The organism is Streptomyces curacoi (assembly GCF_001513975.1).
In the GTDB taxonomy this organism is placed as follows: Bacteria; Actinomycetota; Actinomycetes; order Streptomycetales; family Streptomycetaceae; genus Streptomyces; species Streptomyces curacoi.
This window is the reverse complement of the sequence record NZ_KQ947989.1, coordinates 628,921-654,923: the sequence shown is the minus strand read 5'-3', so window position 1 is coordinate 654,923 and position 26,003 is coordinate 628,921. Positions and strand designations below refer to the sequence as shown.

General features: G+C 72.6%; 22 protein-coding genes. 16 read left to right on the top strand and 6 right to left on the bottom strand.

The genetic code is table 11. The annotated features are described in order from the left end of the window. Positions 1-30 precede the first annotated feature (30 nt). The 14 genes from AQI70_RS22975 (at position 31) to AQI70_RS22910 (ending at position 18,020) form a co-directional block, all read left to right on the top strand. Positions 31-567 (top strand): phage baseplate assembly protein V, encoded by a 537-nt coding sequence (locus AQI70_RS22975; RefSeq protein ID WP_062153035.1) that lies wholly within the window; start codon positions 31-33, stop codon positions 565-567. A 23-nt stretch (positions 568-590) separates the two neighbouring features. Further along, entirely contained in the window at positions 591-926 is a 336-nt protein-coding gene (locus AQI70_RS22970; protein ID WP_062153033.1) for a hypothetical protein, read from the top strand. Continuing rightward, positions 923-1,315 (top strand): GPW/gp25 family protein, encoded by a 393-nt coding sequence (locus AQI70_RS22965; protein ID WP_062153031.1) that lies wholly within the window; start codon positions 923-925, stop codon positions 1,313-1,315. The genes AQI70_RS22970 and AQI70_RS22965 overlap by 4 nt, the downstream gene beginning before the upstream one ends. Beyond that, positions 1,312-4,431: a putative baseplate assembly protein gene (locus tag AQI70_RS22960; protein WP_062153029.1), complete on the top strand. Its 3,120-nt coding sequence runs from the start codon at positions 1,312-1,314 to the stop codon at positions 4,429-4,431. Before AQI70_RS22965 ends, AQI70_RS22960 begins: the two co-directional genes overlap by 4 nt. Continuing rightward, a complete protein-coding gene (locus AQI70_RS22955; RefSeq protein ID WP_425264630.1) occupies positions 4,428-8,270 on the top strand; it encodes a putative baseplate assembly protein in 3,843 nt (1,280 codons plus the stop codon). Before AQI70_RS22960 ends, AQI70_RS22955 begins: the two co-directional genes overlap by 4 nt. Then, the gene (locus AQI70_RS22950; protein ID WP_062153025.1) at positions 8,270-10,456 is read left to right on the top strand and encodes a hypothetical protein; all 2,187 of its coding nucleotides are present in this window, start codon (positions 8,270-8,272) and stop codon (positions 10,454-10,456) included. The genes AQI70_RS22955 and AQI70_RS22950 overlap by 1 nt, the downstream gene beginning before the upstream one ends. 54 nt (positions 10,457-10,510) lie before the next feature. Then, complete coding sequence (locus AQI70_RS22945) at positions 10,511-12,067, top strand: DUF6519 domain-containing protein (protein WP_062153023.1); 1,557 nt, start codon at positions 10,511-10,513, stop codon at positions 12,065-12,067. Next, on the top strand, positions 12,067-12,954 hold the full coding sequence (locus AQI70_RS22940; protein ID WP_062153021.1) for a peptidoglycan-binding protein: 888 nt from the start codon (positions 12,067-12,069) through the stop codon (positions 12,952-12,954). Before AQI70_RS22945 ends, AQI70_RS22940 begins: the two co-directional genes overlap by 1 nt. A gap of 143 nt (positions 12,955-13,097) precedes the next feature. Continuing rightward, positions 13,098-14,075 carry a 1,2-phenylacetyl-CoA epoxidase subunit PaaA gene (gene paaA / locus AQI70_RS22935; protein WP_062153019.1) on the top strand — a complete coding sequence of 326 codons (978 nt, stop codon included), beginning with the start codon at positions 13,098-13,100 and terminating at the stop codon, positions 14,073-14,075. Further along, positions 14,072-14,365, top strand: a complete 294-nt coding sequence (gene paaB, locus AQI70_RS22930) for a 1,2-phenylacetyl-CoA epoxidase subunit PaaB (RefSeq protein WP_004003133.1) — start codon at positions 14,072-14,074, stop codon at positions 14,363-14,365. Before paaA ends, paaB begins: the two co-directional genes overlap by 4 nt. 10 nt (positions 14,366-14,375) lie before the next feature. Beyond that, positions 14,376-15,203, top strand: a complete 828-nt coding sequence (paaC, locus tag AQI70_RS22925; RefSeq protein WP_062153017.1) for a 1,2-phenylacetyl-CoA epoxidase subunit PaaC — start codon at positions 14,376-14,378, stop codon at positions 15,201-15,203. Continuing rightward, a complete protein-coding gene (gene paaD / locus AQI70_RS22920) occupies positions 15,197-15,706 on the top strand; it encodes a 1,2-phenylacetyl-CoA epoxidase subunit PaaD (protein WP_062153015.1) in 510 nt (169 codons plus the stop codon). Before paaC ends, paaD begins: the two co-directional genes overlap by 7 nt. Beyond that, positions 15,707-16,822, top strand: a complete 1,116-nt coding sequence (gene paaE, locus AQI70_RS22915) for a 1,2-phenylacetyl-CoA epoxidase subunit PaaE (RefSeq protein WP_062153013.1) — start codon at positions 15,707-15,709, stop codon at positions 16,820-16,822. A 247-nt stretch (positions 16,823-17,069) separates the two neighbouring features. Then, a complete protein-coding gene (locus AQI70_RS22910; protein ID WP_062153011.1) occupies positions 17,070-18,020 on the top strand; it encodes a Dyp-type peroxidase in 951 nt (316 codons plus the stop codon). 63 nt (positions 18,021-18,083) lie between these two features. On the opposite strand, the gene AQI70_RS22905 is transcribed toward AQI70_RS22910, so the two are convergent. Then, on the bottom strand, positions 18,084-18,476 hold the full coding sequence (locus AQI70_RS22905) for a DUF5997 family protein (RefSeq protein WP_062153008.1): 393 nt from the start codon (positions 18,474-18,476) through the stop codon (positions 18,084-18,086). Between the two features lie 58 nt (positions 18,477-18,534). On the opposite strand from AQI70_RS22905, the gene AQI70_RS22900 reads away from it, so the two are divergent. Further along, complete coding sequence (locus AQI70_RS22900) at positions 18,535-19,356, top strand: LysR family substrate-binding domain-containing protein (protein ID WP_425264629.1); 822 nt, start codon at positions 18,535-18,537, stop codon at positions 19,354-19,356. A gap of 5 nt (positions 19,357-19,361) precedes the next feature. On the opposite strand, the gene AQI70_RS22895 is transcribed toward AQI70_RS22900, so the two are convergent. From AQI70_RS22895 to AQI70_RS22875, 5 genes are all read right to left on the bottom strand, one after another. Then, the gene (locus AQI70_RS22895) at positions 19,362-19,691 is read right to left on the bottom strand and encodes a TfoX/Sxy family protein (protein WP_062153003.1); all 330 of its coding nucleotides are present in this window, start codon (positions 19,689-19,691) and stop codon (positions 19,362-19,364) included. Positions 19,692-19,700: 9 nt separating this feature from the next. Then, positions 19,701-19,985 carry a hypothetical protein gene (locus AQI70_RS22890; RefSeq protein WP_062153002.1) on the bottom strand — a complete coding sequence of 95 codons (285 nt, stop codon included), beginning with the start codon at positions 19,983-19,985 and terminating at the stop codon, positions 19,701-19,703. Between the two features lie 90 nt (positions 19,986-20,075). Then, complete coding sequence (locus tag AQI70_RS22885; protein WP_062152999.1) at positions 20,076-22,901, bottom strand: beta-L-arabinofuranosidase domain-containing protein; 2,826 nt, start codon at positions 22,899-22,901, stop codon at positions 20,076-20,078. 154 nt (positions 22,902-23,055) lie between these two features. After that, positions 23,056-23,742, bottom strand: coding sequence for an HAD family hydrolase (locus tag AQI70_RS22880; RefSeq protein WP_062153130.1), 687 nt, complete (start codon positions 23,740-23,742; stop codon positions 23,056-23,058). Positions 23,743-23,762: 20 nt separating this feature from the next. Further along, positions 23,763-24,248 carry an Lrp/AsnC family transcriptional regulator gene (locus tag AQI70_RS22875; protein ID WP_062152997.1) on the bottom strand — a complete coding sequence of 162 codons (486 nt, stop codon included), beginning with the start codon at positions 24,246-24,248 and terminating at the stop codon, positions 23,763-23,765. A gap of 198 nt (positions 24,249-24,446) precedes the next feature. Here AQI70_RS22875 and AQI70_RS22870 point away from each other — a divergent pair, with 198 nt between their 5' ends. After that, positions 24,447-25,937, top strand: coding sequence for an FUSC family protein (locus tag AQI70_RS22870; protein ID WP_062152995.1), 1,491 nt, complete (start codon positions 24,447-24,449; stop codon positions 25,935-25,937). Positions 25,938-26,003: the final 66 nt, after the last annotated feature.

The following is a 26,003-nucleotide window of genomic DNA, read 5'->3' as shown; positions in this document are numbered from 1 at the left end:
CCAGACCCACCAACCAGGAGCACCTCCACCATGGCGGCACCCAGCAATCGCTACCTCGGCAAGTTCCGCGGCCGGGTCGTCAGCAACGACGACCCGCTGCGCATCGGCCGTGTCACCGTCGAGGTCCCGGACGTCCTCGGCGACGAACCGTCGACGTGGGCGCTGCCCTGCCTGCCGTTCACCGGGCCGCAGTCCGGGCAGTTCGTGGTGCCGCCGCCGGGCGCGGGCGTGTGGGTGGAGTTCGAGCAGGGGGATCCGAGCTTCCCCGTGTGGACCGGGTGCTGGTACGGCGCCGCCGACGAGCTCCCGCCCGACGCACGGCGTGAGCTGGCGGCCGACGCGCCGAACAAGCCCGTCGTCGTGCAGACGCCGCAGGCGCACAAGCTCGTCATGAACGACACGCCCGGCGCCGAGCAGGGGATCCTCCTCCAGGCCCAGGGCGGCGCGTACATCCGTATCACCAGGGAGGCCGTGGTCATCTCGACCGGCGCCGGCGCCGAGATCCTGCTGCGCGGCAACGAAGTGACCATCAACGAGGGCCAGTTGACCGTGCTCTCCAAGCGATGAAGGAAGACGGGGGACGAAACAGAATGTCCGGGAGTCTGCTCGACGCCGGTGTCGTGATCGGCTGTCCGCACGGCGGCCGTGTCACGCCCGCCACCACACCTTCCGGCGGCGTACGCCTCGCCGGCGCCGCCGTCGCCACCGCCGCGCACAGCTACGTCGTCATCGGCTGCCCGCACACCGTCGACGGCGTGCCCTCGCCGTGTGTGACGGTCCGCTGGACCGCCCACGGCACCGGCATCACCGTCGACGGCGCGCCGGTGCTGCTCGACACCTCCGCGGCCGAGTGCTTCACCGCGGCCTTCTTGCCGCAGGGACCGCCGGTCGTCCAGGCCGCGCAGCGAAAGGTCACCGTCCGATGAGCCGCCGCACCAGCCGACGTCCGCGCAGCGACATCGCGTTCCCCTTCCGCGCCGACCGCAGGGGCCGCACCGCCCACGCCACGCGCGGCGAGCACGTCCACGACCTCATCGAGCAGCTGCTGTTCACCAGCCCCGGCGAGCGTGTGATGCGCCCCGACTTCGGCTGCGGACTGCTCGACCTGGTGTTCGCCCCGACCAGCCCCGAGCTGATCAGCACCCTGGAACTGTCCGTGCAGGCCTCGCTGCAGCGCTGGCTCGGCGATCTCATCGAGGTGGAAGCCCTGGACGTGGTCAGCGAGGACCACGTCGTCCGTGTGTACCTGTCGTATGTCATACGTGCCGACGGCGCCCGGCGCGACGACGTGTTCGAAGGGAGGGCCACGGCATGACCGGTACGACCACCACCTCCCGCCGGGCCAAGGTCCGCGCCGCCCAGCTCAACGGAGTGGACTCCGTCGAGGTCAGCGACGACGGCCTGCTGCTCACCGTCACCTTCCTCGGCAAGGCCCCGCACGGCCTTGAGCCCGAGAACGTCCGCGTCGACGGCGGCCGCCGCGTCACCGGCATCACCGTCGTGGACGTCAGCGTGGAGCGCGAGGAGGACCCCGAGCTCGACGACCGGCTCTACGTCACCCTCGACAAGGCCGGCGACACCTCCCGCTACCGGCTCTCCCTCGTCGAGACCGACCCGTACGGACGGCCGGGGACGGAGCCGTACCGCGGCTTCGACCAGCGCTACCACAGCGCGACCTTCGCCTTCCGGCCCGACTGCCCGACCCCCTTCGACTGCAAGGAGGACGAGCCGGAGCGCGAGGGCTTCCCGTCCGCGCCGGTCATCGACTACACGGCCCGCGACTACGACACCATCCGCAAGCTGCTCCTCGACCGGCTCGCGCTGACCACCCCCGACTGGGTCGAGCGCAACCCCGCCGATCTGGGCATGACCCTCGTCGAGCTGCTCGCGTACACCGGCGACCAGATCAGCTACCAGCAGGACGCGGTCGCCACCGAGGCCTACCTCGACACCGCGCGCCGCCGGGTCTCCGTACGGCGTCACGTCCGGCTCATCGACTACGCGATGCACGACGGCTGCACCGCCCGGGCGTACGTCGCCGTCGAGACCGCCGGCGACCACACGCTCGCCCCGGGCACCTACCGCTTCGCCTCCGTCGACGTCCGCACCCTCGACCCGCACGACCGCCCCGAACCCGGCACGGTCATCGACGAGGCCGACCTCGGCGACCTGGACGAGCGCGGCTCGGTGGAGGTCTTCGAGCCCGTCGTCACCGCCGACCCGCTCCAGCTGCGCGTCGCGCACAACGCGATCCGCCTGTGGACCTGGGGCGGCGAGGTGTGCACCCTGCCGAAGGGCGCCACCTCCGCCACCCTGCGCGACGAGTGGGTCGACCCGGAGACCTGCCGCGAGCGCCGACTCGACCTCCGGCCCGGCGACCTGCTCGTCCTGGAGGAGGTCAAGGGCCCGCGCACCGGCACTCCCGGCGACGCCGACCCGAGCCACCGGCAGGCCGTGCGCCTCACCTCCGTCACCCCCGCCGTCGACCGCATCGAGGACCAGCCGGTCCTGGAGGTCACCTGGGCCACCGAGGACGCCCTTCGCTTCCCGCTCTGCCTGACCACCCGCGGCGGCCGCGACTGCCTGCCCGTGGAGGACGTGACCCTCGCCCGCGGCAACGTCGTCCTCGTCGACCACGGCCGCACCCTGCACGGGCTGCCCGAGACGTTCACGGTCCCGCAGGTGCCCGCTGTCGTCGCGCCCTGCGACCCGCCCGCCTTCGGCTGCGCCGACCGCGACGAGGGCAACGCGCCCGCCCGGCTCGTCAACTCCCTGACGGACAAGGCCGAATCGGGCGAGACGCTCACCCCGGACGACGTCCGGGAACTGTTCCAGGTGGTCGGCGAGGGCGCGACCGCAAGGGCCGGGATCGGCCTGGAGCGGGCCGGGCAGCGCCACGAGCGCGTCGTCCCGGGCACCGCATACGCCCAGGCCGGCGCCCTGCGTACGCTGCTCGCCCAGTCCGTCTACCCGGGCATCCGGCCCCGCTTCCGTCCCGTCCTCGGCCGCGTCCCCGTGGCGCAGGCCGTGCCGTTCCCCGACCTCGGCACCGTCGCCGCCGGACAGGCCGAGCGGATCGCCGCGATCCCGGGACGGGTCCGGCAGCGGCTCGTCGAGCTGTGGCGCAGCGCCCGCGACCGGGACGGCCTCACCGACGCCGAGATCGCCGAACTCGCCGTGATCTACGGCCTGAAGATCCTTGAACGGATCGACCTGCGCCGCCACCCCGTCCGTGCCCTGCGCGAACTCCTGTACCGCAGCGACCAGTTGCTCGACGCAAAGCTGCGCCGCATCGAGGTCCTCACCGCACGCGCCCGCGCGGGCACCGTCCTCGACGGCGGCATCGCCTGGGAGATCGCCCACAGCTGGGGCCCGGCGTACGCGGCGGGTCTGCACCCCGAGGAGCCGGTGCTGCGAGGCTCGGCCACCAGCGCGCTCGACCAGGACCCGCGCCGCGCCCTGCCCGCCGTACGCCTCCATGAGGAGGACGACGACACGGTCTGGGAGCCGCGCCGCGACCTGCTCGACAGCGGCCCCCGCGACCGGCACTTCGTCGGCGAACTCGAGGACGACGGCCGCCTCGCCCTGCGCTTCGGCGACGGACGGCACGGCGCGAGGCCGACGCCCGGATCCCGGCTCGCCCTGCACCACCGGCTCGGCGGCGGCACCGCGGGCAACGTCGGCGCGGAGGCCATCAACCACCTCGTCGTCCAGTCCGACTGCGAGCCCCCGCCCGCCGCCGTGGTCCGCAACCCGCTGCCCGCCACCGGCGGCACCGAGCCCGAACCCGTCGAGCAAGTACGCCAGCTGGCCCCGCTCGACCTGCGCCGCACCCGCCTGCGCGCGGTCACCGCCGAGGACTACGCGGCCCTCGCCACCGCCCTGCCCGGCGTGCAGCGGGCGGCGGCGGAGCTGCGCTGGACCGGCAGCGTCCAGGAGGCGCACATCGCGATCGACGCGTACGGCACCGGCGCCCCGTCGGCCGACCTGCTCAGCTCGGTCGCCCAGTCCCTGGAGCCGTACCGGCGCATCGGCCACGACCTCGTGGTCGGCGCCGCGCGTCTGGTCCCGCTGGACATCGCGCTCACCGTGTGCGCCAGGCCCGGCCACCAGCACGGGCAGATCCTGGCCGAGCTGTACCGCGTCCTGGGCAACGGCCGCCTCGCCGACGGACGCCTCGGCTTCTTCCACCCGGACGCCCTGACCTTCGGCGAACCGGTACGGCTCAGCCGTCTGGTCGCCGTCGCGGCGGCCGTGCCCGGCGTGGAGAGCGTCCAAGTCGCCCGGCTGCAACGGCTGTTCGAGCCGGACCGAGGAGAGAGGGAGGACGGCGTGCTGCGGCTCGGCCCGCTGGAGATCGCCACCTGTGACAACGACCCGGACCGGCCGGAGAACGGCCGGCTGGCGATTTCCCTGGGAGGTGCCCGATGACCGAGTCAGCGATGACCGAGGGCACGATCACCGACGAGTGCACCTGCGGCGGCGCCTGCCGCGGCGGCCACGACGAGCGCCTCGCCCCGGCCCCCGTGCACAACCCGCCCGGCCGCACCGCCCTCGACTACCGCGTCGGCGAGTACGGCTCCTTCCTGGCAGCCCTCCTCGACCGCCTCGCCTCACCGGCGTACCCGGCCCTCAACGGGCTGACCGTGCGCACACCGGACGACCCGGCGATCGGCCTGCTCGACGCCACCGCCGTCCTCGGTGACCTGCTCACCTTCCACTCCGAGCGCATAGCGGACGAGGCCTACATCCGTACGGCCAACGAGCACCGCTCCCTGGTCCTGCTCGGCCGCCTCGTCGGCCACCGCCCGCGCCCCGGCGTCGCCGCCGCCACGCACCTGGCGTACACCCTGGAACGCGACCCGCGCGCCGAGGCCCTGCCGGTCACCATCCCGCGCGGTGCCCGCAGCCACAGCGTGCCCGCCTCCGCCGACGAGCAGTCCCTGACCTTCGAGACGAGCCGCGACCTGACGGCCCGCTGGGACTGGAACGAGCTGAAGGTCCGCCGCCGGCGCCCCTCCCTCGTCACACCGGAGGACCTGGAGCGCCGCTCGGAGATCTTCGTCGAGGGCACGGCGAACTCGCTGCAGACCGGGGACCAGTTGCTCTTCGTCTTCGGTGAACGGGCGGGCGGCGAGCGCAAGCTGCTGCCGGTGGCCAGGGCGCGTGTGGACCGGGACGACGAGATCACGGCGATCTCCCTGCCGAAGTCCGCCCCGCCGACCCTGAAGGAGCTCGTCGACGAGGTGCGGCGCTGGACGGCGGCGCCGCAGGCCCCGGGTGAGCCCGGCGACGAGCCGCCGACGCCCGAGGTGCCCAACCCGCGGCCGGTCAGCCGGCTGATCGAGGACTTCGAGGACCAGCTCCTCGCGCCGCTGCGGGACGACTTGGACGGCATCAAGACGCCCGAGCGGCTTGCGGCCCGGCTTGCGGAGCCCGTGGCGCGGCTCGGCGAGGCGCAGGTGCTGGCCGAGCCCTACGAGGACGTGGCGGCGTGGTTCGAGCGGCTGGAGGCGGTGCTGGCGGAACTGGCCCAGCGCGCGTTGGAGCTGGCACCAGCACAGACGGCTGAATCGGCCAGTCAGTCGTCTGCTGCGCCGTCGGGTCTGGTCGCGCCCCGCGGCGGAGCCGCCAATCGATACAGCCCCGCGCCCCTTCAGGGCGATTCGCGCACCGCCGCCCTCGAAGCCCTGGGAGCGGTCCTCCCCGCCCTGCGCGCCTCAACTCCCGCCCCGCGTGGCGGCAGCGGCCCCCAGCGCCCGGGCAGCGACACCGCCCGCCTGCTCTCCGCCCTGAACCCCGGTCTCGGCACCCTGTACCCGGCGTGGCGGACGGCCGCCGCCCCCGGCACCCCCCAACTCCTCCGCGAACTGCTCGCCATGCGGGTCACGGCCGTCCCCTTCGGCGCCACGGCCCCGCTCAAGCCGGTCCAGGACGACCGCGGCCGGGTCATCCGCACCGCCGACTGGCCGCTCACGGGTGCCGTGCTGGCGAGCATGCGCGTCGTGTACGACACGTCGGGCCGGACGCCGGTGAGGGCCGAGTTCCAGTACGTCGAGGGCAGCAGCTCCGACCAGCGCGCCGAGAACCTGCCGGTCACCCAGCCGGTCAGGTTCCCGCTCGGCACGGGCCAGGCCGAGCTGTCCGTACGCTCCGGCCAGGACCGTGACCTCAGCTGGCTCAACCGCCGCCCCACCGACTCCCAGGAACCCGGAGTCACGGCACGCTTCCACTCCGGCCTGCCCGAGCGCACGCTCTTCGTGTCCCGGCCGGACGACGAGGGCCTGGTCCACGTCGGCGTCCACAACGGCACGTCCGAGCAGATCGCGCTGCGGCCGAACACCAGCGAGCAGTTCACCCACGGCGAGTACGAGGTCAGCCTCAAGTACACGACGGGCACCACCGAGCCCAACGTCGAGGTCGTGATCGCCAGCAAGCCCGGGCCCCTCAACCGCCGCGTCCTCCAGCTGGACACCGTGCACACCGGCATCACGGTCGGCAGCTGGGTCGCCATCCAGCGCCCGGCCAAGGGCGCTCAGGACGGCGTCCCCGGCGACGCCAGGCTCGCCTTCGTCACGACCCAGGTCGTCGCGGCGCGTACGGCGGCGTACACCAACTACGGCATCACCGGGCGCGGCACCGAACTCACCCTCGCCGACCCGTGGCTGGACGAGTTCGACGTCCTGCTCTCACACATCCGCGACACCACCGTCCACGCGGCCGGCGAGCCGCTCCGCCTCGCCGACGAACCCCTCGGCGAGGACATCCACGGCAACGAGATCGAACTCGCCGAGCTGCACGACGGGCTGCGGCCCGGACGCAGGCTCATCGTCAGCGGCGAGCGCAGCGACATCCCGGGCACCGCGGGCGTGCGGGCCACCGAGGTCGTCACGATCGCCGCCGCGGACCCGGCCGTCGACCGCCGACTGCCCGGCGACCACATCCACACCAGGCTCACCCTGACCGCCGACCTCGCGCACCGCTACCGCCGCGAGACGGTCAGGATCATGGGCAACGTCGTCGAGGCCACCCACGGCGAGAGCCGCGAGGAGGCCATCGGCAGCGGCGACTCCGACCGTGTGAACCAGACGTTCGCGCTGTGGCAGTCCCCGCTCACCTGGCTCGCCGACGACAACCCCCTCGGCGCCACCCCGGTCCTGGAGATCCGGGTCGACGGCGTGCTCTGGCACGAGGTCGACAGCCTCGCCGGGCGCGGCCCGGGCGAGCGGGTCTACATCACCGGCTCCACCGCCGACGGCCGTACGACGGTGACCTTCGGCGACGGCGTCAACGGCGCCCGGCTGCCCTCCGGCCACGAGAACGTCCGGGCCCGCTACCGCTTCGGCACCGGCAAGGCCGCCAACGTCGCCGCCGACCGCATCACCCAGCCCCTCACCCGCCCGCTCGGCGTCACCCAGGTCACCAACCCGCGCCCGGCCAAGGGCGGCGCCGACGCGGACGGCCCCGGCCTGACCCGCCGCACCATCCCGCTCGCCGTGTCGGCCCTGGACCGTCTGGTCTCCGCGTCCGACTACGAGGACTTCGCCCGCTCCCGCGCCGGCATCGGCCGGGCCGCCGCGCGTGAACTCTTCGACGGGCGGCGGCGCGTGCTGCATGTGACGGTCGCCGGCACGGACGACGTGCCGATCGACGGCGACTCGGACACGCTGAAGGCTCTGCGGGGAGCGCTCACCGAGTACGGGGACATGAACCTTCCCGTCCGGGTGGACGTGCGCGAGCTGGTCCTGCTGCTCGTCGCCGCCGAGGTGAAGGTCGCTCCCGACCACGCCTGGGAGGTCGTCGAGCCGCGGCTGCGCCAGGCCCTGCTGCGCCGACTGGGTTACGAAGGCCGTGAGTTGGGCCGGCCGGCGCGTCTCTCCGACGTCCTGGCCACGGCGCACTCCGTGCCCGGCGTCGACTACATGGACGTCGACGTCTTCACCGGCGTCCCCGCGTCCGCGACGCCCGAGGAACTCACCGGGATCCTCACCGACCCCGGTCCGCCCAAGTCCTCCGTCCCGGCACACCCGGCGGCGTACGACGAGAAGGTCCACACGGTCCGCGCCGCGAACGGCGAGACGCTGTCGGAGATCTGCGCCAGGTACGGCGTCCCGCTCGCCGAACTCCTGCGCCTGAACCCCGACATCACCGACACCCGGCGCCTGGCCAAGGGCCGGTCGGTGTTCGTCTTCCGCGGTATCCGGCCGGCCCAGCTCGCGCTGCTGTCGCCGAAGGCCGCGGACACCCTGATTCTGACGGAGGTCAAGTGATGTCCCCGGACGTCCAGTTCGAGACGCAGGCCCCTGCGACGGCGTCCAGGGAACCCGACGGGCTCGCCGCGCTGCTGCCCCGCTGGCACCTGCTCCGCGACGCCGAGGAGGGCGAGCCGCTGCGCGCGCTCCTCGCGGTGATCGCCGAGCAGCTCGACCGGGTCCGCGACGGCGTACAGCAGGGCTACGAGGACCTGTTCGTGGAGACGGCTGCGCCCTGGGTGCTGCCGTACCTCGGCGACCTGGTCGGCTACCGCACCCTGCCCGGCTACGAGCGCGTCCTGACGACCGGTCTGCACGAGGGTGGCCGTGCCGCCCTCGCCGAGGCCGTCGCCCCGCGCGCCGACGTGGCCGCGACAGTCGCGGGCCGCCGCCGCAAGGGCACCCTCCACCTCCTGGAGGAATTCTCCGCGCAGGTCACCGGCTGGCCCGCCCGCGCCGTCGAGCTGTCCCGGCAGGTGTCCCACACCCAGCCCGTGAAGCTGTACGGCGCCACAGGCGTCAACCGCGGCGAGCGCGGCCGTCTCGTCGACCTGCGCGACAACTCCGCCCTCGACCTCGCGGGCGGCCCCTTCGGCGCGACGGCGCGCACGGTCGACGTCCGCAACGCGAACTCCCGCCACCGGCAGGGTGGTTGGACTCCGGGCGGGGTCGCGCTCTTCGTCTGGCGGCTGAAGGCGCACTCGCTCACGCAGTCCCCGGCGTACTGCATCGACCGTGCCCGCAACCTCTACACCTTCTCGATCCTGGGCAACGACACCCCGCTGGTCACCAAGCCGTTCCCGGAGCCGTCGCCCACGCACATCGCGACCATCGACAACGTCCCGGCGTTCGTCACCCGCCGCCGGCTCCACGACCGGCTCGCCGACTACTACGGCCCCGGCAAGAGCCTCGTCATCCGGCGCGACGGCGAGGACCAGCCGGTACCGCCGTCGGACATCGTGGTCGCCGACCTGACCGACTGGCGTTACCGGCCCAAGCGTGGTCAGGTCGCGGTGGACCCGGAGCTCGGCCGGATCGCGTTCGGGTCGCGGTCGGCGCCCCGGCAGGGCGTCTGGGTGGACTACCACTACGCGTCCGCCGCGGACATGGGCGGCGGCGAGTACGACCGCCTCGACCGCGAGCCCCGTCCCGACGCCGAGGTGTACCGCGTCGGCCCCGGACAGCCGTACCGCCAGATCATGGACGCCTACCGGGCCTGGCAGCACGACCGCCGGGCCGACCGGACCGGCCCCGACGGCATCATCGAGATCACGCACAGCGGCGCCTACCAGGAGCAGCTGGACTTCGACCTCGACCCCGGCGACCGCCTGGAAGTGCGGGCCGCCGAGGGCACCCGCCCGGTGATACGCCTGCTCGACTGGTACAGCAACCGCCCCGACGCCCTCAACATCCGCGCGGTGTCGGAGGACTGCGCCCCGCACGAGCGTCCCCGCATCGTCCTCGACGGCCTGCTGGTCGCCGGACGCGGCATCAACGTCACCGGCCCCATGGGCGCGGTCGTCGTACGGCACTCCACGCTCGTCCCCGGCTGGTCCCTGGAACCCGAGTGCGAGCCGCACTCGCCCGAGGAACCCAGCATCGTCCTGGAACGCACCACCGCTTGCCTCCAGATCGAGCACAGCGTCCTCGGCACCATCGAGGTCATCGGCGACGAGGTGAGCGAGGAACCCCTCGACATCCACCTCCGCGACAGCATCCTCGACGCCACCGGTCACCACCGCGAGGCGCTGTCCGCACCGGACTGCCGGCACGCGCATGCCGTACTGCATCTGCACCGCACGACCGTGATCGGCGAGATCCACACCCACGCCGTGAAGATCGCCGAGAACTCGATCCTCACCGGCAGGCTGCACGTGGCCCGGCGCGGCATCGGCTGCATGCGGTACTCGTACGTGCCCACCGGGTCGCGCACCCCGCGCCGGTACCGCTGCCAGCCCGACCTGGCCGGGCCCGAACAGGCCGGTCGCGTAAGGCCGTTGTTCACCTCCGAGCGGTACGGCACGCCCTGGTACGGGCTGCTCGCCGACCGGTGCGCCGAGGAGATCCGGCGCGGCGCGGACGACGGAGCCGAGATGGGCGCCTTCCACGACCTCTACCGGCCGCAGCGCGAGGACGGCCTCAGGGCACGGCTCGCGGAGTACACCCCGGCGGGCACGGACGCCGGGATCTTCTTCGTGACATGAGCGCCGCCGCCGTAAGCCCTTCCCGCACTTTCCTGAACCAGGGGGACCCCCTTCATGCACGCTGACCTCTCCCGCCTCACGTTCCGCCCGCAGCGGCGCTACTCGGCGGTCATCGCCCAGCAGGGGCGCGTCCAGCTCGACGCCGACATCAACGAGCAGACCGCGATCCAGCTCCACCAGGCCCGCACCCTCGCCGCCGACCTGATCGGCCGGCACGGCGGACCGCGCGACGCGGCGGGCTTCAAGATCGACTACGTGGGCGGCAAGCACGAGATCGACACGCTCTTCATCCACGGCGGCCGCTACTACGTCAACGGCATCCTGTGCGACGCGACCCGCCCAGCGCCCGGCGTGCCCGTCCCGGACGAGGACTCGGAGGACGCCGCGGAGCAGGACACCGCCGCCCCGCCCGCCCACTGGACCTACTGGGACCAGCCCGACGGCTTCCGCGACCCGGAGAAGCCCGGCGACCGGCTGCCCTCGCCCGCCCAGTCGCCCTTCGTGGTGTACCTGAAGGTCTGGGAGCGAGCCGTCTCCGCCGCCGAGGACCCGGCGCTGCGCGAGGTGGCGCTCGGCGCGGCCATGCCGGACACCGCCGCCCGCGTGAAGGTCGTCTGGCAGGTGCTGCCGCTCTCCCTCGCCGCGCTGGAGATCGAGGAGAGCAACCCGTCCAAGGAGGTCGTCCGGGCCGCCTTCGACAAGTGGGCGCGCCGGCAGGCCACGCCGACCGCGCGCCTCGCCGCCCGCAGCGAGCGGCCCGACCACGCCGACGAGGACCCCTGCCTGGTCAAGCCCGACGCCCGCTACCGCGGCCCGGAGAACCAGCTGTACCGCGTCGAGGTCCACGCGGGTGGCGAGGCCAAGGACGCCACCTTCAAGTGGTCCCGCGAGAACGGTTCCGTCGTCTTCCCGGTCGACGAACTCGACGGCACCTGGGTGCAGTTGGCGTCCCTCGGCCACGACGACAAGCTGGACCTGGACGTCGGCGACCACGTCGAGTTCGTCGACACCGCCTACGCCTCCCGCCTGGAGCCACTGCCGCTGCTGCGGGTCGAGGAGCTGGACCTGCCGGGCCGCCGGGTGCGCCTGAACGCCGAGCCCGACCCGTCCGTCGGGCGGCTGCCACACCTCAACCCGTTCCTGCGCCGCTGGGACCACCACGAGGGCCCGAGGCGCAAGGGCCGTACGACCGCGCTGAAGGGCGGCGCGATCCCGGTCGCGGAGGGGGAGTGGCTGCCGCTGGAGGACGGCGTCGAGGTGTACTTCGCCAAGGGCGCCACCTACCGCACCGGCGACCACTGGATCATCCCCGCCCGCACGGCCACCGGCAGCGTCGAGTGGCCCACGGACGCGGCGCGCCGCCCGCTGCTCCAGGGGCCCTCCGGCATCGTCCGCAGCTTCGCGCCGCTGGCCCTGGTCAAGGGCGAGGACGGCACCGTCGACCTGCGCCTCGCCTTCAACCCGCTGGCCAGCAGCATCCCGGCCGCGGACGAGGCGACGCTCGCGGCGGAGGAACAGGCCCGCCGCGAGGAGCAGCTGGCGGAGGACCCGTCGGGCGGGAGGTCCCAGACCACGGCGGAGGCGGAGGCGGCGGCGGAGGGAGACGAGTAATGGCCAAGCCCCTGAGCGCGTCCAAGATGGTGGAGATCCTCCGCGCGGAGGGCCTGACGGTCCACGAGGTCCGCAGCTGGCGCACCCACAACCGCAACAGCAAGGGCCCCTGGGGCCCAGTGAACGGCGTGATGATCCACCACACCGTCACCAAGGGCACCGAGGCCTCGGTGAACATCTGCTACAACGGCTACTCCGGCCTGCCGGGCCCGCTGTGCCACGGCGTCATCGACAAGAAGGGCCACGTCCACCTCGTCGGCAACGGCCGCGCCAACCACGCCGGGCTGGGCGACAGCGACGTCCTGCGCGCCGTGATCAACGAGTCGAAGCTGCCGCACGACAACGAGGCCGACGCCGACGGCAACGCGCGCTTCTACGGCTTCGAGTGCATCAACCTCGGCGACGGCAAGGACCCCTGGCCCGAGGCGCAGAAGGAGGCCATCGAGAAGGTCTCGGCCGCGATCTGCCGCCACCACGGCTGGAGCGAGCGCTCGGTCATCGGCCACAAGGAGTGGCAGCCCGGCAAGACGGACCCGCGCGGCTTCACCATGGACGGGATGCGCAAGCGCATAGCGCAGCGACTGAAGGGCGGCGGGGGCGGTGAGCCCACCCCCGATCCGAAGCCCGCGCCCAAGCCGACGTACGAGCCGTTCCCGGGCAGCGGCTTCTTCCACATCGGTCAGAAGTCCCCGGTCATCACGGCCATGGGGCGCCGCCTGGTCGCCGAGGGCTGCGGCCGCTACGAGGAGGGGCCGAGCCCGGAGTGGACCGAGGCCGACCGCCGCTCCTACGCCGCCTGGCAGCACAAGCTCGGCTTCAAGGGCAAGGACGCGGACGGCATCCCCGGCAAGGTCAGCTGGGACAAGCTGAAGGTGCCCAACGTGTGAGGCCGACGGCCTCCGGCGACAACGGCCCAGGTACCCCCCGCGGGTACCCTGGGCCGTTTTCGTCGGTCCAAGGGGTCTTGCTCCGGCCCGGGAAAGACGTCACACTGATACCGAACGAATGGTCGGTTGGGAAGCTGGTATCGATGACGATTTCACACTCCGCCGAGGCACCGCCCGAGGAGCGCCCACAGGAGCACTTCGACGCGACGATCGCCCGCGACCAGCGGATCGAGCCGCGTGACTGGATGCCGGACGGCTACCGCAAGACGCTGATCCGCCAGATCGCGCAGCACGCCCACTCGGAGATCATCGGCATGCAGCCCGAGGGCGAGTGGATCACCAAGGCGCCGTCCCTGCGCCGCAAGGCGATCCTCTTCGCCAAGGTGCAGGACGAGGCCGGACACGGCCTGTACCTGTACTCGGCGGCGGAGACCCTGGGCGTCGACCGCGCCGATCTGACGAACCGGCTGATCGAGGGCCGCCAGAAGTACTCGTCGATCTTCAACTACCCGACGCTGAGCTTCGCCGACGTCGGCGTGATCGGCTGGTTCGTGGACGGCGCCGCGATCTGCAACCAGGTCCCGCTGTGCCGCAGCTCCTACGGGCCGTACGCGCGCGCGATGGTGCGGATCTGCAAGGAGGAGTCGTTCCACCAGCGGCAGGGCTACGAGCTGCTGATGACGATGATGCGCGGCACCGACGCCCAGCGGGAGATGGTGCAGGACGCGGTGAACCGCTGGTGGTGGCCGTCCCTGATGATGTTCGGCCCGCCCGACGACGCCTCGCCCAACTCCGGGCAGTCCATGGCCTGGAAGATCAAGCGGCACAGCAACGACGAACTGCGCCAGCGCTTCGTCGACATGACCGTCCCGCAGGCCGAGAAGCTCGGCGTCACCCTGCCCGACCCCGAGCTGCGCTGGAACGCCGAGCGCGGCCACCACGACTTCGGCACCCCCGACTGGGACGAGCTGATGCGGGTCATCAAGGGCGACGGCCCGTGCAACGCCCAGCGGATGCAGCGGCGCAGGAGCGCCCACGAAGAGGGCGCCTGGGTGCGGGAGGCGGCCACCGCCCACGCGGCCAAGCAGGCCGCCCGCGCGAAGAAGGGAGCGGTGGCATGACCCCCGAGAAGCAGGACTGGCCGCTGTACGAGGTGTTCGTGCGCGGCAAGCGCGGACTGAACCACGTCCACGTGGGCTCGCTGCACGCCGCCGACGACCGGATGGCGCTCACCCACGCCCGCGACCTGTACACCCGGCGCAACGAGGGCGTCTCGATCTGGGTGGTGCGCAGCGAGCACATCGCCGCCTCGACCCGCGACGAGAAGGACCCGTTCTTCGCGCCCAGCGCCGACAAGGTCTACCGCCACCCCACGTTCTACGACATCCCCGACGACGTCCCGCACATCTGAAGGAGAGGGCATGAGTGACGACCACGTCTATCTGACCCTCGCCGAGGGACACGACGACGACGCCCGCTGGGCCTACGGCACCGGCTTCGAGGACCCGCTGCACGGCGTGGACACCACCGTGCCCGAAGGGCTCGACGCCGGTGAACTGGCCGCCGTCTGCGTCGCGCTGGCCGACGACGCCCTGATCTCGGCCCAGCGCCTGGCCGAGTGGATCACCCGCGCCCCCGAACTGGAGGAGGAGGTCGCCCTGGCCAACATCGGCCTCGACCTCCTCGGCCAGGCCCGCCTGCTCTACTCCCGGGCCGGCCAGGTCGACGGCACCGGACGCGACGAGGACGCCTACGCCTACTTCCGCGGCGCCGACGACTTTCGCAACGTACGCCTGGCCGAACTGCCGAACGGCGACTTCGCGTTCTCCGTCGTACGCCTGCTGCTGCTCGCCAGCTGGCGCCTCGCGCACTTCGAACGGCTGGCGTCGCACCCGGACCCGGTGCTGGCGGCCATCGCCGCGAAGGGCGTCAAGGAGCTGAGCTACCACCGGCAGTACGCCGCCGAGTGGGCGGTGCGCCTGGGCGACGGCACGGACGAGTCGCACCGCCGGATGCGCAAGGCCCTGGAGCAAGTCGCCCCCTACCTGGGCGAGTTGTTCACCGCGTACGACGTACGGGACGAGGTCGTCGCGGTGCTGAAGCAGGTCACCGAGGCGGCCGGACTGCCCATGCCCGTGTACCGCCCGCTGCCCGGATCCGGCCGGCACGGCGAGCACACCCAGCATCTCGCCCCGCTGCTGGCCGAGTTGCAGGGCGTGGCCCGCGCCCACCCGGAGGCGACATGGTGATCACGTCGCTCGACCCCCGGCGCGCCCGGCGCATCGCCGAACAGGTGCCGGACCCCGAGCTGCCCATGCTCACCCTGGCCGACCTGGGCGTCCTGCGGAGCGTGGAGACGACCGAGGACGGCACCGTCGTCGCGAGCCTGACGCCGACCTACTCGGGCTGTCCGGCCATGGCCGAGATGCGGGCGGACGTGTCGGCGCGACTGCGTGAGGCGGGTTACCCGCGCGTGGAGATCCGTACCGTCCTCGATCCGCCGTGGACCAGCGACTGGATCACCCCGGCCGGCCGCCGCAAGCTCGCCGAGCACGGCATCGCCCCGCCCGCGCCCGCACCGCGCGGCGGCCCCGTCCCGCTCGTGCTGTCACCCACCCGGCAGGCGGTGGCCTGCCCGCGCTGCGGTTCGGCGGACACCGAGGAGACCTCCCGCTTCGCCGCCACCTCCTGCAAGGCGCTGTGGCGCTGCCGCGCCTGCCGCGAGCCGTTCGAGTACGTCAAGGAGATCTGAATGGAAGGCCTGAGGGAAGCACAGACGGCGGTACCGGTACGCCCGCGCACCCGCCGCCGTCCGGCCTTCCACGCCCTGCGCGTCGCTGCCGTACAGCCTCTGTGTTCGGACGCGGTCGCCGTCGGCTTCGACATCCCGGCCGAACTGGCCGAGGAGTTCGCCTTCGTGCCCGGTCAGTCGCTGACGCTGCGGCGCGAGATCGACGGGCGGGACGAGCGCCGGTCGTACTCGATCTGCTCGCCGGCCGGGTCGAGCCCCCGGATCGGCGTGCGGGTCGTGCCCGGCGGCCTGTTCTCGTCCTGGCTCGTCCATGACGTACGTCCCGGCGACACCGTCGAGGTCATGGCCCCCACCGGCGCCTTCACCCCCGACCTCACCACCCCCGGCCATCATGTGCTGATCGCGGCGGGCTCCGGCATCACGCCCATGATGTCCATCGCCGAGTCCGTCCTGGCCGCCGACTCCCGCTCGACGGTCACCCTCTTCTACGGCAACCGCCGCACCGACACCGTGATGTTCGCGGACGAGCTCGCGGACCTGAAGGACCTCTGTCCGACCCGGTTCCAGCTCGTCCATGTCCTGTCCCGCGAACCCCGCGAGGCGGAGGTGCTCTCCGGCCGTATCGACGCCGACCGGCTCTCGACGCTCATCGACGCGCTGGTCGACGTGACGACCGCCGACCACTGGTGGCTGTGCGGCCCGCACGGCATGGTCCGCGACGCACAGCGGGTGCTGGCGGGCCTCGGAGTTCCGGCCGAGCGCGTGCACCAGGAACTGTTCTACGCCGACGACGAGCCGGTACGGGAGGTGCACCACGAGGAGGGCGGCCCGCAAGGACCGGTCAGCCAGGTCACCATCACCCTCGACGGCCGCTCCACCACCGCGGCCCTGCCGCGGGAACGGACCATCCTGGACGGCGCCCAGCGCACCCGCCCCGACCTGCCGTTCGCCTGCAAGGGCGGCGTCTGCGGCACCTGCCGGGCCCTGGTCACCGACGGCAAGGCGGACATGCGGCGCAACTTCGCGCTGGAACCGGCCGAGGTGGAGGCGGGTTACGTCCTGACCTGCCAGTCCTACCCGGTGTCGGAGACGCTGACGGTGGACTACGACAGCTGAGCCGCAGCGGTGTCGAGGACCGTGTCCTCGGCCAGCTCCGACCAGGGGTTCGAGACGGTGGACCATGCCCCGGAAGATCCCAGAGCGGTATGTGTGGGCGCATTCGGTTTTCGCCCCGGATCCGGCCTTCCTCACTCGTCGTACACGCCGGTTGTGCGGAAATTCGGCGGGTATCGATCGCCGTTCGGCCGGGCATCGTTCCCTGGCGGGGTTCGAGCTGGCGGGGTTTGAGGGTGAGAGGGGAACCATGCCGTCGTCGATACGGTCGGTCGATGTACATCCACAGCCGGTGCTCAGTCCGCCGGCGCCGGTGGCCGTCTTCCTGGTGGTCACGATCGAGCCGGGCGGCGAGGCCGCCGTCCGGGACCTGCTGGCCGGGCTCGCGGGGCTCGTGCGTGCCGTCGGATTCCCGAGTCCCGACGGCGGCCTGTGCTGCGTCGCCGGAGTGGGGTCCACGGCCTGGGACCGGCTGTTCGGCGATCCGCGCCCCCAGGAACTGCACCCCTTCCGGGAACTGGAAGGCTCACGCCACCGCGCCGTGTCGACCCCCGGCGATCTGCTCTTCCACATCCGCGCCGCCCGCACGGACCTGTGCTTCGCCCTGGCCGCCGAGATCATGAAGCGGCTGCGCGACGCGGTCACCGTCCAGGACGAGGTCCAGGCCTTCGCCTACTTCGACTCGCGCAACCTCCTCGGCTTCGTCGACGGCACCGAGAACCCGGTCGGCCAGGCGGCGGCCGAGGCGGCCGTCGTCGGCGCCGAGGATCCCGCGTTCCGCGGCGGAAGCTACGCCATCGTCCAGAAGTACGTGCACGACGTCGACGCCTGGGAGGCCCTGGCGGTCGAGGCCCAGGAGAAGGTCATAGGCCGCTCCAAGCTGACCAACATCGAACTCGACGTACCCGGCTCCCACAGGGACGTGAACACCGTCACCGGACCGGACGGGGAGGAGCTGGAGATACTGCGCGGCGCCATGCCCTTCGGCCGGCCCGGACACGGCGAGTTCGGCACCTACTTCATCGCCTACGCCCGTACGCCCGCCATACCGGAGACCATGCTGCGGAAGATGTTCCTCGGCGGCCCGGAATCCGGCCCCGACCCGATCCTCGACTACTCCCAGGCCGTCACCGGCACCCTCTTCTTCATCCCCTCGGTCACCTTCCTGGAGGCGATCGAGGATCGTCCCGTCACCGGCTGAACCGACCGCAGACATCGGTTCGGCGCCCGCGAGGGCGGCGCGCTCCAACCGGCGAGGGCGCAGTCAGGAGCGCTGTGCCGCGCGCTCCGCGTTGCGCTGCTTGAGGCGGGCCGCCTCCTTGCGGACCTCGGCCTGGGTGGCGCGCTCCTTGACCAGCCACTCGGGCTGCTCCTGCTTCAGCGCCTCGATCTGCTCGGTGGTGAGGGCTTCCGTGACACCGCCGCGGGCCAGGCCCGCGATGGAGACGCCCAGCTTCTGCGCGACGACCGGGCGGGGGTGCGGGCCGTCGCGCCGCAGCTCCTGCAGCCACTGGGGCGGGTCCGCCTGGAGCGCGTCCAGCTCGGCGCGCGTGACGACGCCCTCACGGAACTCGGCGGGGGTGGCCTGGAGGTACACACCCAGCTTCTTCGCCGCGGTGGCGGGCTTCATCGTCTGGGTGCTCTGGTGCGACGTCATGGTGTCCAGGGTATCGAGTGGGTGAACCGCCGCTGACCACGGCCGGTAACCTGGCCAGGTGACAGGCTCGGAAGTACCCCCGTCGTCCCCGGAACCAGCTTCTTCAGCCCCGGCAGCTCCGCCGGCCTTCCGGCTTGCGTACGTCCCGGGAGTGACCCCCGCGAAATGGGTGCGGATCTGGGAGGAGCGCTTCCCCGACGTGCCCCTCACCCTGCACTCGGTGACCGCCGCCGAGGCGCAGGACGCGCTCCGCGCGGGCGACGCCGACGCCGGTTTCGTACGGCTGCCGGTCGACCGTACGGTCTTCAGCGCGATCCCCCTCTACACCGAGACGACGGTCGTCGTGGTCCCCAAGGACCACATCATCGCGGCGGTCGACGAGGTGACCGCCGAGGATCTGGCCGACGAGGTCGTCTTCCACCCCCTCGACGACGTCCTCGGCTGGGAGCGGCCACCCGGGGAGCCCGCCTTCGAGCGCCCCGCGACCACCGCGGACGCCGTCGAGCTCGTCGCGGCGGGCGTCGGCCTGCTCGTCGTCCCGCAGTCGCTGGCCCGCCTGCACCACCGCAGGGACCTCACCTACCGCCCCCTCGTGGACGCGCCCCAGTCGAGCGTCGCCCTGTCCTGGCCCGAGGACGCGACCACCGACCAGGTCGAGGACTTCATCGGCGTCGTCCGTGGCCGCACGGTCAACAGCACCCGGGGCCGTACTACGTCCCGGACCCAGCCCGCCACGGAACAGCCGAAGCGCAAGCGCCCCGACGCCGGCGGCAGCGCACGGCGCCAGCCGGGAGCCGGCAGCGGCGGCCGCCGGGGCGGCTCCGGCGGCGCCAAGGGCGCGAAGACTCCCCGGCGGGGCAAGCCCCGCCGCCGCTCGTAACGGACTCACTTCGGCGGCAGGCTCGCCGCGAAGGCGCACCCTTCGCCGATCCACGCCCCGAGCACCTCGTCCTCCGTGAGGACATCCCCGGCGACCAGGACCCAGCCCCGCATCGGCCGCCCGGTCATGTCGAAGATCAGGGTGCCCGGCCTGGCCAGGGCCGCGTCGGTGCCGTCCGGGCCGACGCGGACCATGAGGTCGCCGCCGCTCACGCCGACGCCCATGTTGCCGTGCACCAGGAAGGCGATGCCGCCGAACATGCGCTTCTCGGTAACGCCCCGCTCAGCGGCCAGCCGCTCCCTGACGCGCTGAGCGAGTCCCTCGTCGTATGCCATGAAGACCCCTCACTCAGCGCGTTCCGTCAGCCTGCGCTCCAGGTCGCGCAGGTCCTTGCCGAGGTTCGAGCGGACCTGGCGGGCCATGAGCGGCGCCGCCAGCCGGTAGAAGCCGCCGTTGCCGCCCCGGACCCGGATGCGGGCGAGGGTACCGTCCGGGTGACCTCGGCGCCGACCCCGAAGCCGCCCGCGTCGGAGGTGCCCCCAGGCGTCATGGCGCCAGTCCATCGCGTATCCGGCCACCTGCTCGGGAGGGAGCGGGATCACCCGCTCAGCCGACACGTCCATCGTCATGGCCCGACCTCCTCCCGAAGTCATCCGCTGCCGACTCCAGGATCCCCGCGCCGGGCGCCGAGCGCGCGGCGCGGGGATCCGGCCGGCGGCTCAGGGGGCGTACGTGGCCTGCTCCGCCGTACGCACGACCGTCTGCCCGTCGGCCTGGCTCAGCCGCCCCGCGGTCACCCACGCGTTCACGGTGGACCGCACCCGTGAGACCAGCGCGCCCTTGCCGGTGAACGGAGCCCCGGCCCAGATCTCGTCCAGGAGCGTGGTGCCGTCCGACTTGGCGGGGTTGGCGACGCCGGAGTCGGTGTTGCCGAAGATCACCCGGGGTTCGGAGCGCCGGAAATAGGCGTGCGTCGGGTCCTCGGTGCCCTCGAAGAAGGGGGCGAACTCGGTGCCGGCCAGGGTGTAGTGGAGGGGCTTGCCGGTCACCGGGGTGAGGGACGGCAGCAGGTCTCCGGACAGGCCGGCGTTGCGGTACAGGCCCAACTGCAGGTAGCTCGTGGAGGAGTTGCGGCCGACGAGGTTGACCGGGCCGTAGAACAGGGTCTGCAGCGAGGGGTCGTCGATCGCCTTCTCCACGCGCAGCCGGAAGGGCATGGAGATCCGCACGGTGTCGCCGCTCCGCCACGTCCGCGACACGGTGAAGTAGCTCCCCGGCTTCGGAGTGCCGCTCACCGCGCTGCCGTTGACGGTCACCCGGAAACCGGCGGTCGCCCACGACGGCACCCGCAACCGCAGGGCGAAGGCCGCGCTGCCGCCGCCGATGGTGAGCGTGGTGCCCTGCTCGCGCGGGAAGGCGGTGCTCTGAGTGACCGTCACGCCCTTCTCCGCCCAGGCCAGCCGGGACGGGCTGTAGAGGTTCACATACAGTGCGCTGCCGTCGGCGGCCTTGAAGTACACCGAGTCCTGGTACTTGGTGGCGCTCTCCATGCCGGTGCCCTCGCAGCAGGTCGTGCCCTGCTTGGGCGTGTAGTCCCGCACATGACCCGGTGTCAGCCCGATGAAGTACGTGACGAGCGGCTTCTCGGCGTCGGCCTTGTCCTGCTTGGAGCCGAGGACCTGGTTGAAGAGGGCCCGCTCGTAGTAGTCCATGTACTTCGGCTGCTGCTCGTGGAAGAACAGGGTCCGGCTCAGCTTCAGCATGTTGTACGCACAGCACGTCTCGGCGTTGGTGGCACTGATCGTGCCCGCGATCACGTCCCGCGCCTTCCAGAACTCGCCGGTGCTGGTGCCGCCGATGCCGTACATGCGGTGCGGCACGACCATGCCCCAGAAGTTCCGGGCGGCGTCGAGATAGCGCTGCTCGCCGGTCGCGTCGTACAGCCGCAGGTACCCGGTGAAGATCGGTATGTGCTGGTTGGCGTGCAGCCCGTCGAGGATGTCGGTGTTCGCGGCGCAGTTGTCGATGAGCCGGTCGAGGTCGAACAGCCGGGCCAGCGCGAGGTGTTCGGCCTTGCCGGTGATCGTGTGCAGATCGCAGACGGCCTCGACGATGCCGCCGAACTCACCGCTGGAGAACAGGCCCCACATGCGCTGCAGGGTCGCCTCGGGCAGCTTGGACAGCCGCGAGTACATCCAGTCGCACATGCCGGACGCGAGATCGAGGGCCCGGGCGTCGTCCGTGGCGAGGTAGGCGTCCAGCACGCCCCGGAGGATCTTGTGCGCGGTGTAGTACGGCGCCCAGACCTTCGTGTAGTCGCTGGTGGTCCTCGACTCCAGGTCGATGAACTGCGTCTCCGGGTACGCCGCCAGGAACCCGGGATGGCTGGGGCCGCCCCAGGTGCGGCGCAGGGTGGCGGTGAGGCCGCGGCCGGAGGCGTCGGCGAACCTGCCGCCCGAGGTCTCGTCGAAGGCGTACGACGCCAGGTTGCCGCGGCCGGCGGAGGCGGCGGAGGCCCGGTTGTTCTGCAACTCCGTGATCTCGGCGGCGGTCAGGGCGCGCGACCAGACGTTGAACTCGTCGTAGGCGCCCGCGAAGACGGGGTCGGTGGAGAAGTTGGAGCGGCCCAGCCAGTTGTTGGCGACGGTGCCGAGGGCGGCCGGGGTGAGGGTCATCGCCGTGTTGCGGGCGACGGCGGTGCCGTTGACGTACAGCGTCCCGGTGCCGTCCGCGATCGTGACCGCGAGGTGGCTCCACTGGTTCAGCGGCAGCGCCGCCGTCCCGTTGAGGCCCTGCTCACCGCCCGGCCCGCTGGTGGTGATGGCGAAGCGCGGCACCCCGCCGGCGTTGCGGGCGGCCAGGTACATGTACCGGGTGGTGTTGTCGCCGAAGTCGAAGACGCGCGCCCAGTTGCCGTCGTGGGTGGGCTTCACCCAGGCGGAGAGGGTGACCGCCGAGGCGCCTCCGAGGACCGCGGCGGGCAGATCGACGTACTGATAGGACCCGCGGACGTTCTCGGCGGCGGTACCGAACTTCCCGCCGACGCTCAGTACGGCCGGGTCCTTGCGCAGGGCCTCGCGCACCTCGGTCAGCGCCCCGACCATGGTGCGGATCCTGTCGACGAAAACCTGCTCGCCGGTGCCGGCGTAGGCCTGGGACAGCATGGTCAGGAAGTGCCCGGTGTAGTGCCCGCGCAGATTGCCGTTCGCCTCGCCGTCCAGCCCCTCCCAGCCGCCGGGCGCGACCGCACCGCCGGTGGACAGACCGGCGTTGGCACGGAAGACCTGCAGAAGCCGGTTGACGTCGTAGCCACGGGCGTGGTCGATCATCAACTGCCGTTTGTCGGCGAACAGACCGGGCCTGAGGGCCACGTCGTCGAGGGCGAAGGGCTGGACGGTCCAGGAGGGCGGGGCGGCGGCCGCCGCGGCCTGCGGCGCCTCGACGGCGGCCGCGGCCCGGCCGGTTGCCTGGTGGCTGATCGCGGGCGTCGCCGCGGCGAGGGCGGCGGCCTGGAGAAGGGATCGTCTGGAGAGGGGCGGTGCCATGGGTGCTCCTCCGTGCGGGGGCATACGTTCGTTATTTCGAACGACGTACGAACGGTCGACCAGACGATAGGGAGGTGACGGATGAGGGTCAACGGGTCGGGAGCGTTTAGATCCGAGCAGATCGGAGTAGAGCGGAGTAGATCCGAGCCGGGCGCTACCTCGTCCGAAGCAGCCAGTCGTACGCCGCCCGCGCCGTGAACTCCCCCTGCCCGCCCCGCAGAAGCAGGCCGGCCGTGGCGAACTCCGGGGCGTCCGCCTGGGCGGCCAGGTACGGGACCGCTATGCACCGCATCCCGGCCGCGTGCGCGGCGGCGGCGCCGGGGGCGGCGTCCTCCACGACCACGCAGTCGCCCGGGGTGACGCCCAGTCGGCGGGCCGCCTCCAGGAAGACATCAGGGGCGGGCTTGCCGCGCTCCACCTCGTCGGCCGAGACGACGGTGCGCAGCTGGGCGTCCAGACCCGTCCCGGCCAGGATCGCCGTGATGGCCTCGGGCGACGAACCCGACGCCACGGCCATCGGGACGCCCTCGGCGGCCAGCAGTTCCACGAACGCGCGCATCTCGGGGTACGCGCGCGTGGAAGCGCGGGCGAGTTCCAGATAGCGGCGGTTCTTGGCGGCGAGCAGCTCGTCGACGGAAGCCTCCAAGCCGTACTCCCGCTTCCAGCGCGTGACCGTCTCCAGCGTGCTGATGCCCACGTACCGCTCGTGGTCCGTCCAGGTGAAGTCGGGGACCCCGTGCTCGGCGAGGAGCCGGCGCCCCGCTTCGTAGTAGTTCGGCTCGCTGTCCACGAGCGTTCCGTCGAGATCGAAGATGACCGCAGTGCCGCTGAAACCGCTCATGGCCCCCAGGATCTCAAAGGTCATTTCCGGGCCCGGGCCGCCGTCCGGCCGATCGACTCCACCAGCGGCAGCAGCCGGTGCGGGACGCGCTCGCGCAGGGCCACCTCGCTGCGGGTGCGGACCACGCCGGGCAGGCTGATCAGCTTCTGGATCACATCCTCCAGGTGGGCGTTGTCCCGGGCCACCACCCGGGTCAGCAGATCCCCGCCGCCCGTGATCGAGAACGCCTCGACGATCTCCGGTACGGCGGCGAGCGCGTCACCCACGTCGTCCAGATGGCCCTGGGTGACCTCGATGTGCACGAAGGCCAGCACCGGATGCCCGAGGGCGGCGGGCGAGAGCGTCGGCCCCGTGCCGGTGATCACGCCGTCCCGCTCCAGCCGGTCGAGCCGGGCCTGCAGGGTGCCGCGCGCGACGCCGAGGATGCGGGCGTACTCGCGCACGCTCGTGCGCGGCTGCTCCAGCAGCAGCCGCAGGATGCGGGTGTCGAGCTCGTCCACGGCCATGATGCCCGGCCTCCTCGTCCGTTGGCTCCCCTGTGACCGCCCCGAGGCGGTTGTCGCTGTACCAATGGATCAGTGTAGAAGAGGCCGGTTGAGCCAGTGGCGGCAGAGATGGTCATATGGATGCGTCGATGGCGCTGCGGACCCCGCGGCGCCTTTTTCATGCCGGTCGATGCCAGTGCGCGAAGGGGGCGGTAAGCGGTGCTGAAGAGGGTGTTCGTGGCTCCGGATCCGGGGCGGATGCGGTTGCGGTCTGCCAGTCGGGCCGTCCTCGGCATCGGGGCGGCGGTCGTCGTCTGCGGCCTTGCCGGGCACTCACTCGTCGGTGCCGTCACCGGCGGGCTCGCCGCGCTGCTCGCCCTGTTCACCGTCACCGACGCCACGGTGCGCGGCCAGGCGGTCACCACCGCGCTGCTGCCGCTCGTCGGCCTCCCCGTCCTCGCGGCGGCGGCCGAGCTGCACGACCACCCGGTCGCCCGCGACCTCACCTTCCTCGCCGTCGTCGGCGCCGGCGTGTACGCCCGCCGCTGGGGGCCGCGCGGGCACAGCCTGGGCGTGTTCGCGTTCATGACCTTCTTCGTGGCGCAGTTCCTCCAGGCGACCCCGGGGCAGCTCCCCGAGCTCTACGCCGCCGTCCTGCTGTCCCTGCTCACCGCGTCCGCGGTGCGCTTCGGGCTGTGGTGCTACGAACGCCGCACGCCCCCGGCTCCCGTGCCCGCACCGCCGGGCGGCAGCGGCCTGGCCCGCGTCACCACGCGCCAGGCGATCCAGGCCACCGCGGGCGCGGGCTTCGCCCTCGTCGTGGGCCAGCTGGTGTCCGGGCAGCGCTGGTACTGGGCCGTCGGCGCGACCTGGTGGATCTTCGTCAACACCACCTCGCGCGGCGAGACCCTGGTCCGCGGCTTCCGCCGGGTCCTCGGCACGGTGATCGGCATCGGCCTCGGCCTGCTCGTCGCCGTCCCCCTGCACGGAGCGGCGGTCCCGACGGCCGCTCTCCTCGCCGTGTGCGTCTTCGGCATCTTCTACACGGCCGCCGTCTCCTACACCTGGATGATGCTCTGCGTCACGGTGCTCGCCGAGCTCCTCTACGGCCTCCTCGGCGTCCTCGACCCCGCCCTGCTGGCGCTGCGGCTCGCCGAGACCGGCGTCGGGGCGCTCGGCGCCGGACTGGCCGTGCTGTTCGTCCTGCCCGTCACCACCCACACGGTCACCGACGCCTGGATCCAGCGGGCCCTGCGCTGCGTGCACGCGGCCACCGCCGAGGCCGCCGCACGCCTCGCCGGTGACGAGCGGGCCGACCCGGCCTCGCGCGTGGCCGAACTGGAGCAGCTGCTGGGCCGGGTACGGCTCTCGGTCGCCCCGCTCGTGCATCCGCTGAACCCGATGCCGGCCCGCAAGCGGCGCGCCCGCCGCGTGCTGGCCCTGCTCGACGACTGCGCCCGCGAGATCCGCGGCCTGGTCGCCGTCGCCGCCGACCCGGAGGCCTCGCACGACGCCCGCCTGGCCGCCGCGTGCTGGCGCGTCGAGGCCGCCGTCGAGGCGCTCACCGGCGGCGCCGACGTCACCGCCCCCGCCGAGCGGCCGACGGCGTCGGATCCCGCGCTGGCCCATCTGCACGGTCTGGAGCGAGCCCTGGCCGAGCTGGCCCAGCCCCTGCGCACGCCGTCCGGTTCCCGGCTCGTCGGAGCCTGAGCCGGCCGGCCGCCGGGGCGTGCGCCCGGCATCCGCAGGGACGGCCCTCGGGGGACGGAACACGAC

Coding starts and splice junctions, on each gene's coding strand:
- AQI70_RS22975 (WP_062153035.1), top strand. CDS start 31: ATGGCGGCACCCAGCAATCGCTACCTCGGCAAGTTCCGCGGCCGGGTC.
- AQI70_RS22970 (WP_062153033.1), top strand. CDS start 591: ATGTCCGGGAGTCTGCTCGACGCCGGTGTCGTGATCGGCTGTCCGCAC.
- AQI70_RS22965 (WP_062153031.1), top strand. CDS start 923: ATGAGCCGCCGCACCAGCCGACGTCCGCGCAGCGACATCGCGTTCCCC.
- AQI70_RS22960 (WP_062153029.1), top strand. CDS start 1,312: ATGACCGGTACGACCACCACCTCCCGCCGGGCCAAGGTCCGCGCCGCC.
- AQI70_RS22955 (WP_425264630.1), top strand. CDS start 4,428: ATGACCGAGTCAGCGATGACCGAGGGCACGATCACCGACGAGTGCACC.
- AQI70_RS22950 (WP_062153025.1), top strand. CDS start 8,270: ATGTCCCCGGACGTCCAGTTCGAGACGCAGGCCCCTGCGACGGCGTCC.
- AQI70_RS22945 (WP_062153023.1), top strand. CDS start 10,511: ATGCACGCTGACCTCTCCCGCCTCACGTTCCGCCCGCAGCGGCGCTAC.
- AQI70_RS22940 (WP_062153021.1), top strand. CDS start 12,067: ATGGCCAAGCCCCTGAGCGCGTCCAAGATGGTGGAGATCCTCCGCGCG.
- paaA (WP_062153019.1), top strand. CDS start 13,098: ATGACGATTTCACACTCCGCCGAGGCACCGCCCGAGGAGCGCCCACAG.
- paaB (WP_004003133.1), top strand. CDS start 14,072: ATGACCCCCGAGAAGCAGGACTGGCCGCTGTACGAGGTGTTCGTGCGC.
- paaC (WP_062153017.1), top strand. CDS start 14,376: ATGAGTGACGACCACGTCTATCTGACCCTCGCCGAGGGACACGACGAC.
- paaD (WP_062153015.1), top strand. CDS start 15,197: ATGGTGATCACGTCGCTCGACCCCCGGCGCGCCCGGCGCATCGCCGAA.
- paaE (WP_062153013.1), top strand. CDS start 15,707: ATGGAAGGCCTGAGGGAAGCACAGACGGCGGTACCGGTACGCCCGCGC.
- AQI70_RS22910 (WP_062153011.1), top strand. CDS start 17,070: ATGCCGTCGTCGATACGGTCGGTCGATGTACATCCACAGCCGGTGCTC.
- AQI70_RS22905 (WP_062153008.1), bottom strand. CDS start 18,476: ATGACGTCGCACCAGAGCACCCAGACGATGAAGCCCGCCACCGCGGCG.
- AQI70_RS22895 (WP_062153003.1), bottom strand. CDS start 19,691: ATGGCATACGACGAGGGACTCGCTCAGCGCGTCAGGGAGCGGCTGGCC.
- AQI70_RS22890 (WP_062153002.1), bottom strand. CDS start 19,985: ATGACGATGGACGTGTCGGCTGAGCGGGTGATCCCGCTCCCTCCCGAG.
- AQI70_RS22885 (WP_062152999.1), bottom strand. CDS start 22,901: ATGGCACCGCCCCTCTCCAGACGATCCCTTCTCCAGGCCGCCGCCCTC.
- AQI70_RS22880 (WP_062153130.1), bottom strand. CDS start 23,742: ATGAGCGGTTTCAGCGGCACTGCGGTCATCTTCGATCTCGACGGAACG.
- AQI70_RS22875 (WP_062152997.1), bottom strand. CDS start 24,248: ATGGCCGTGGACGAGCTCGACACCCGCATCCTGCGGCTGCTGCTGGAG.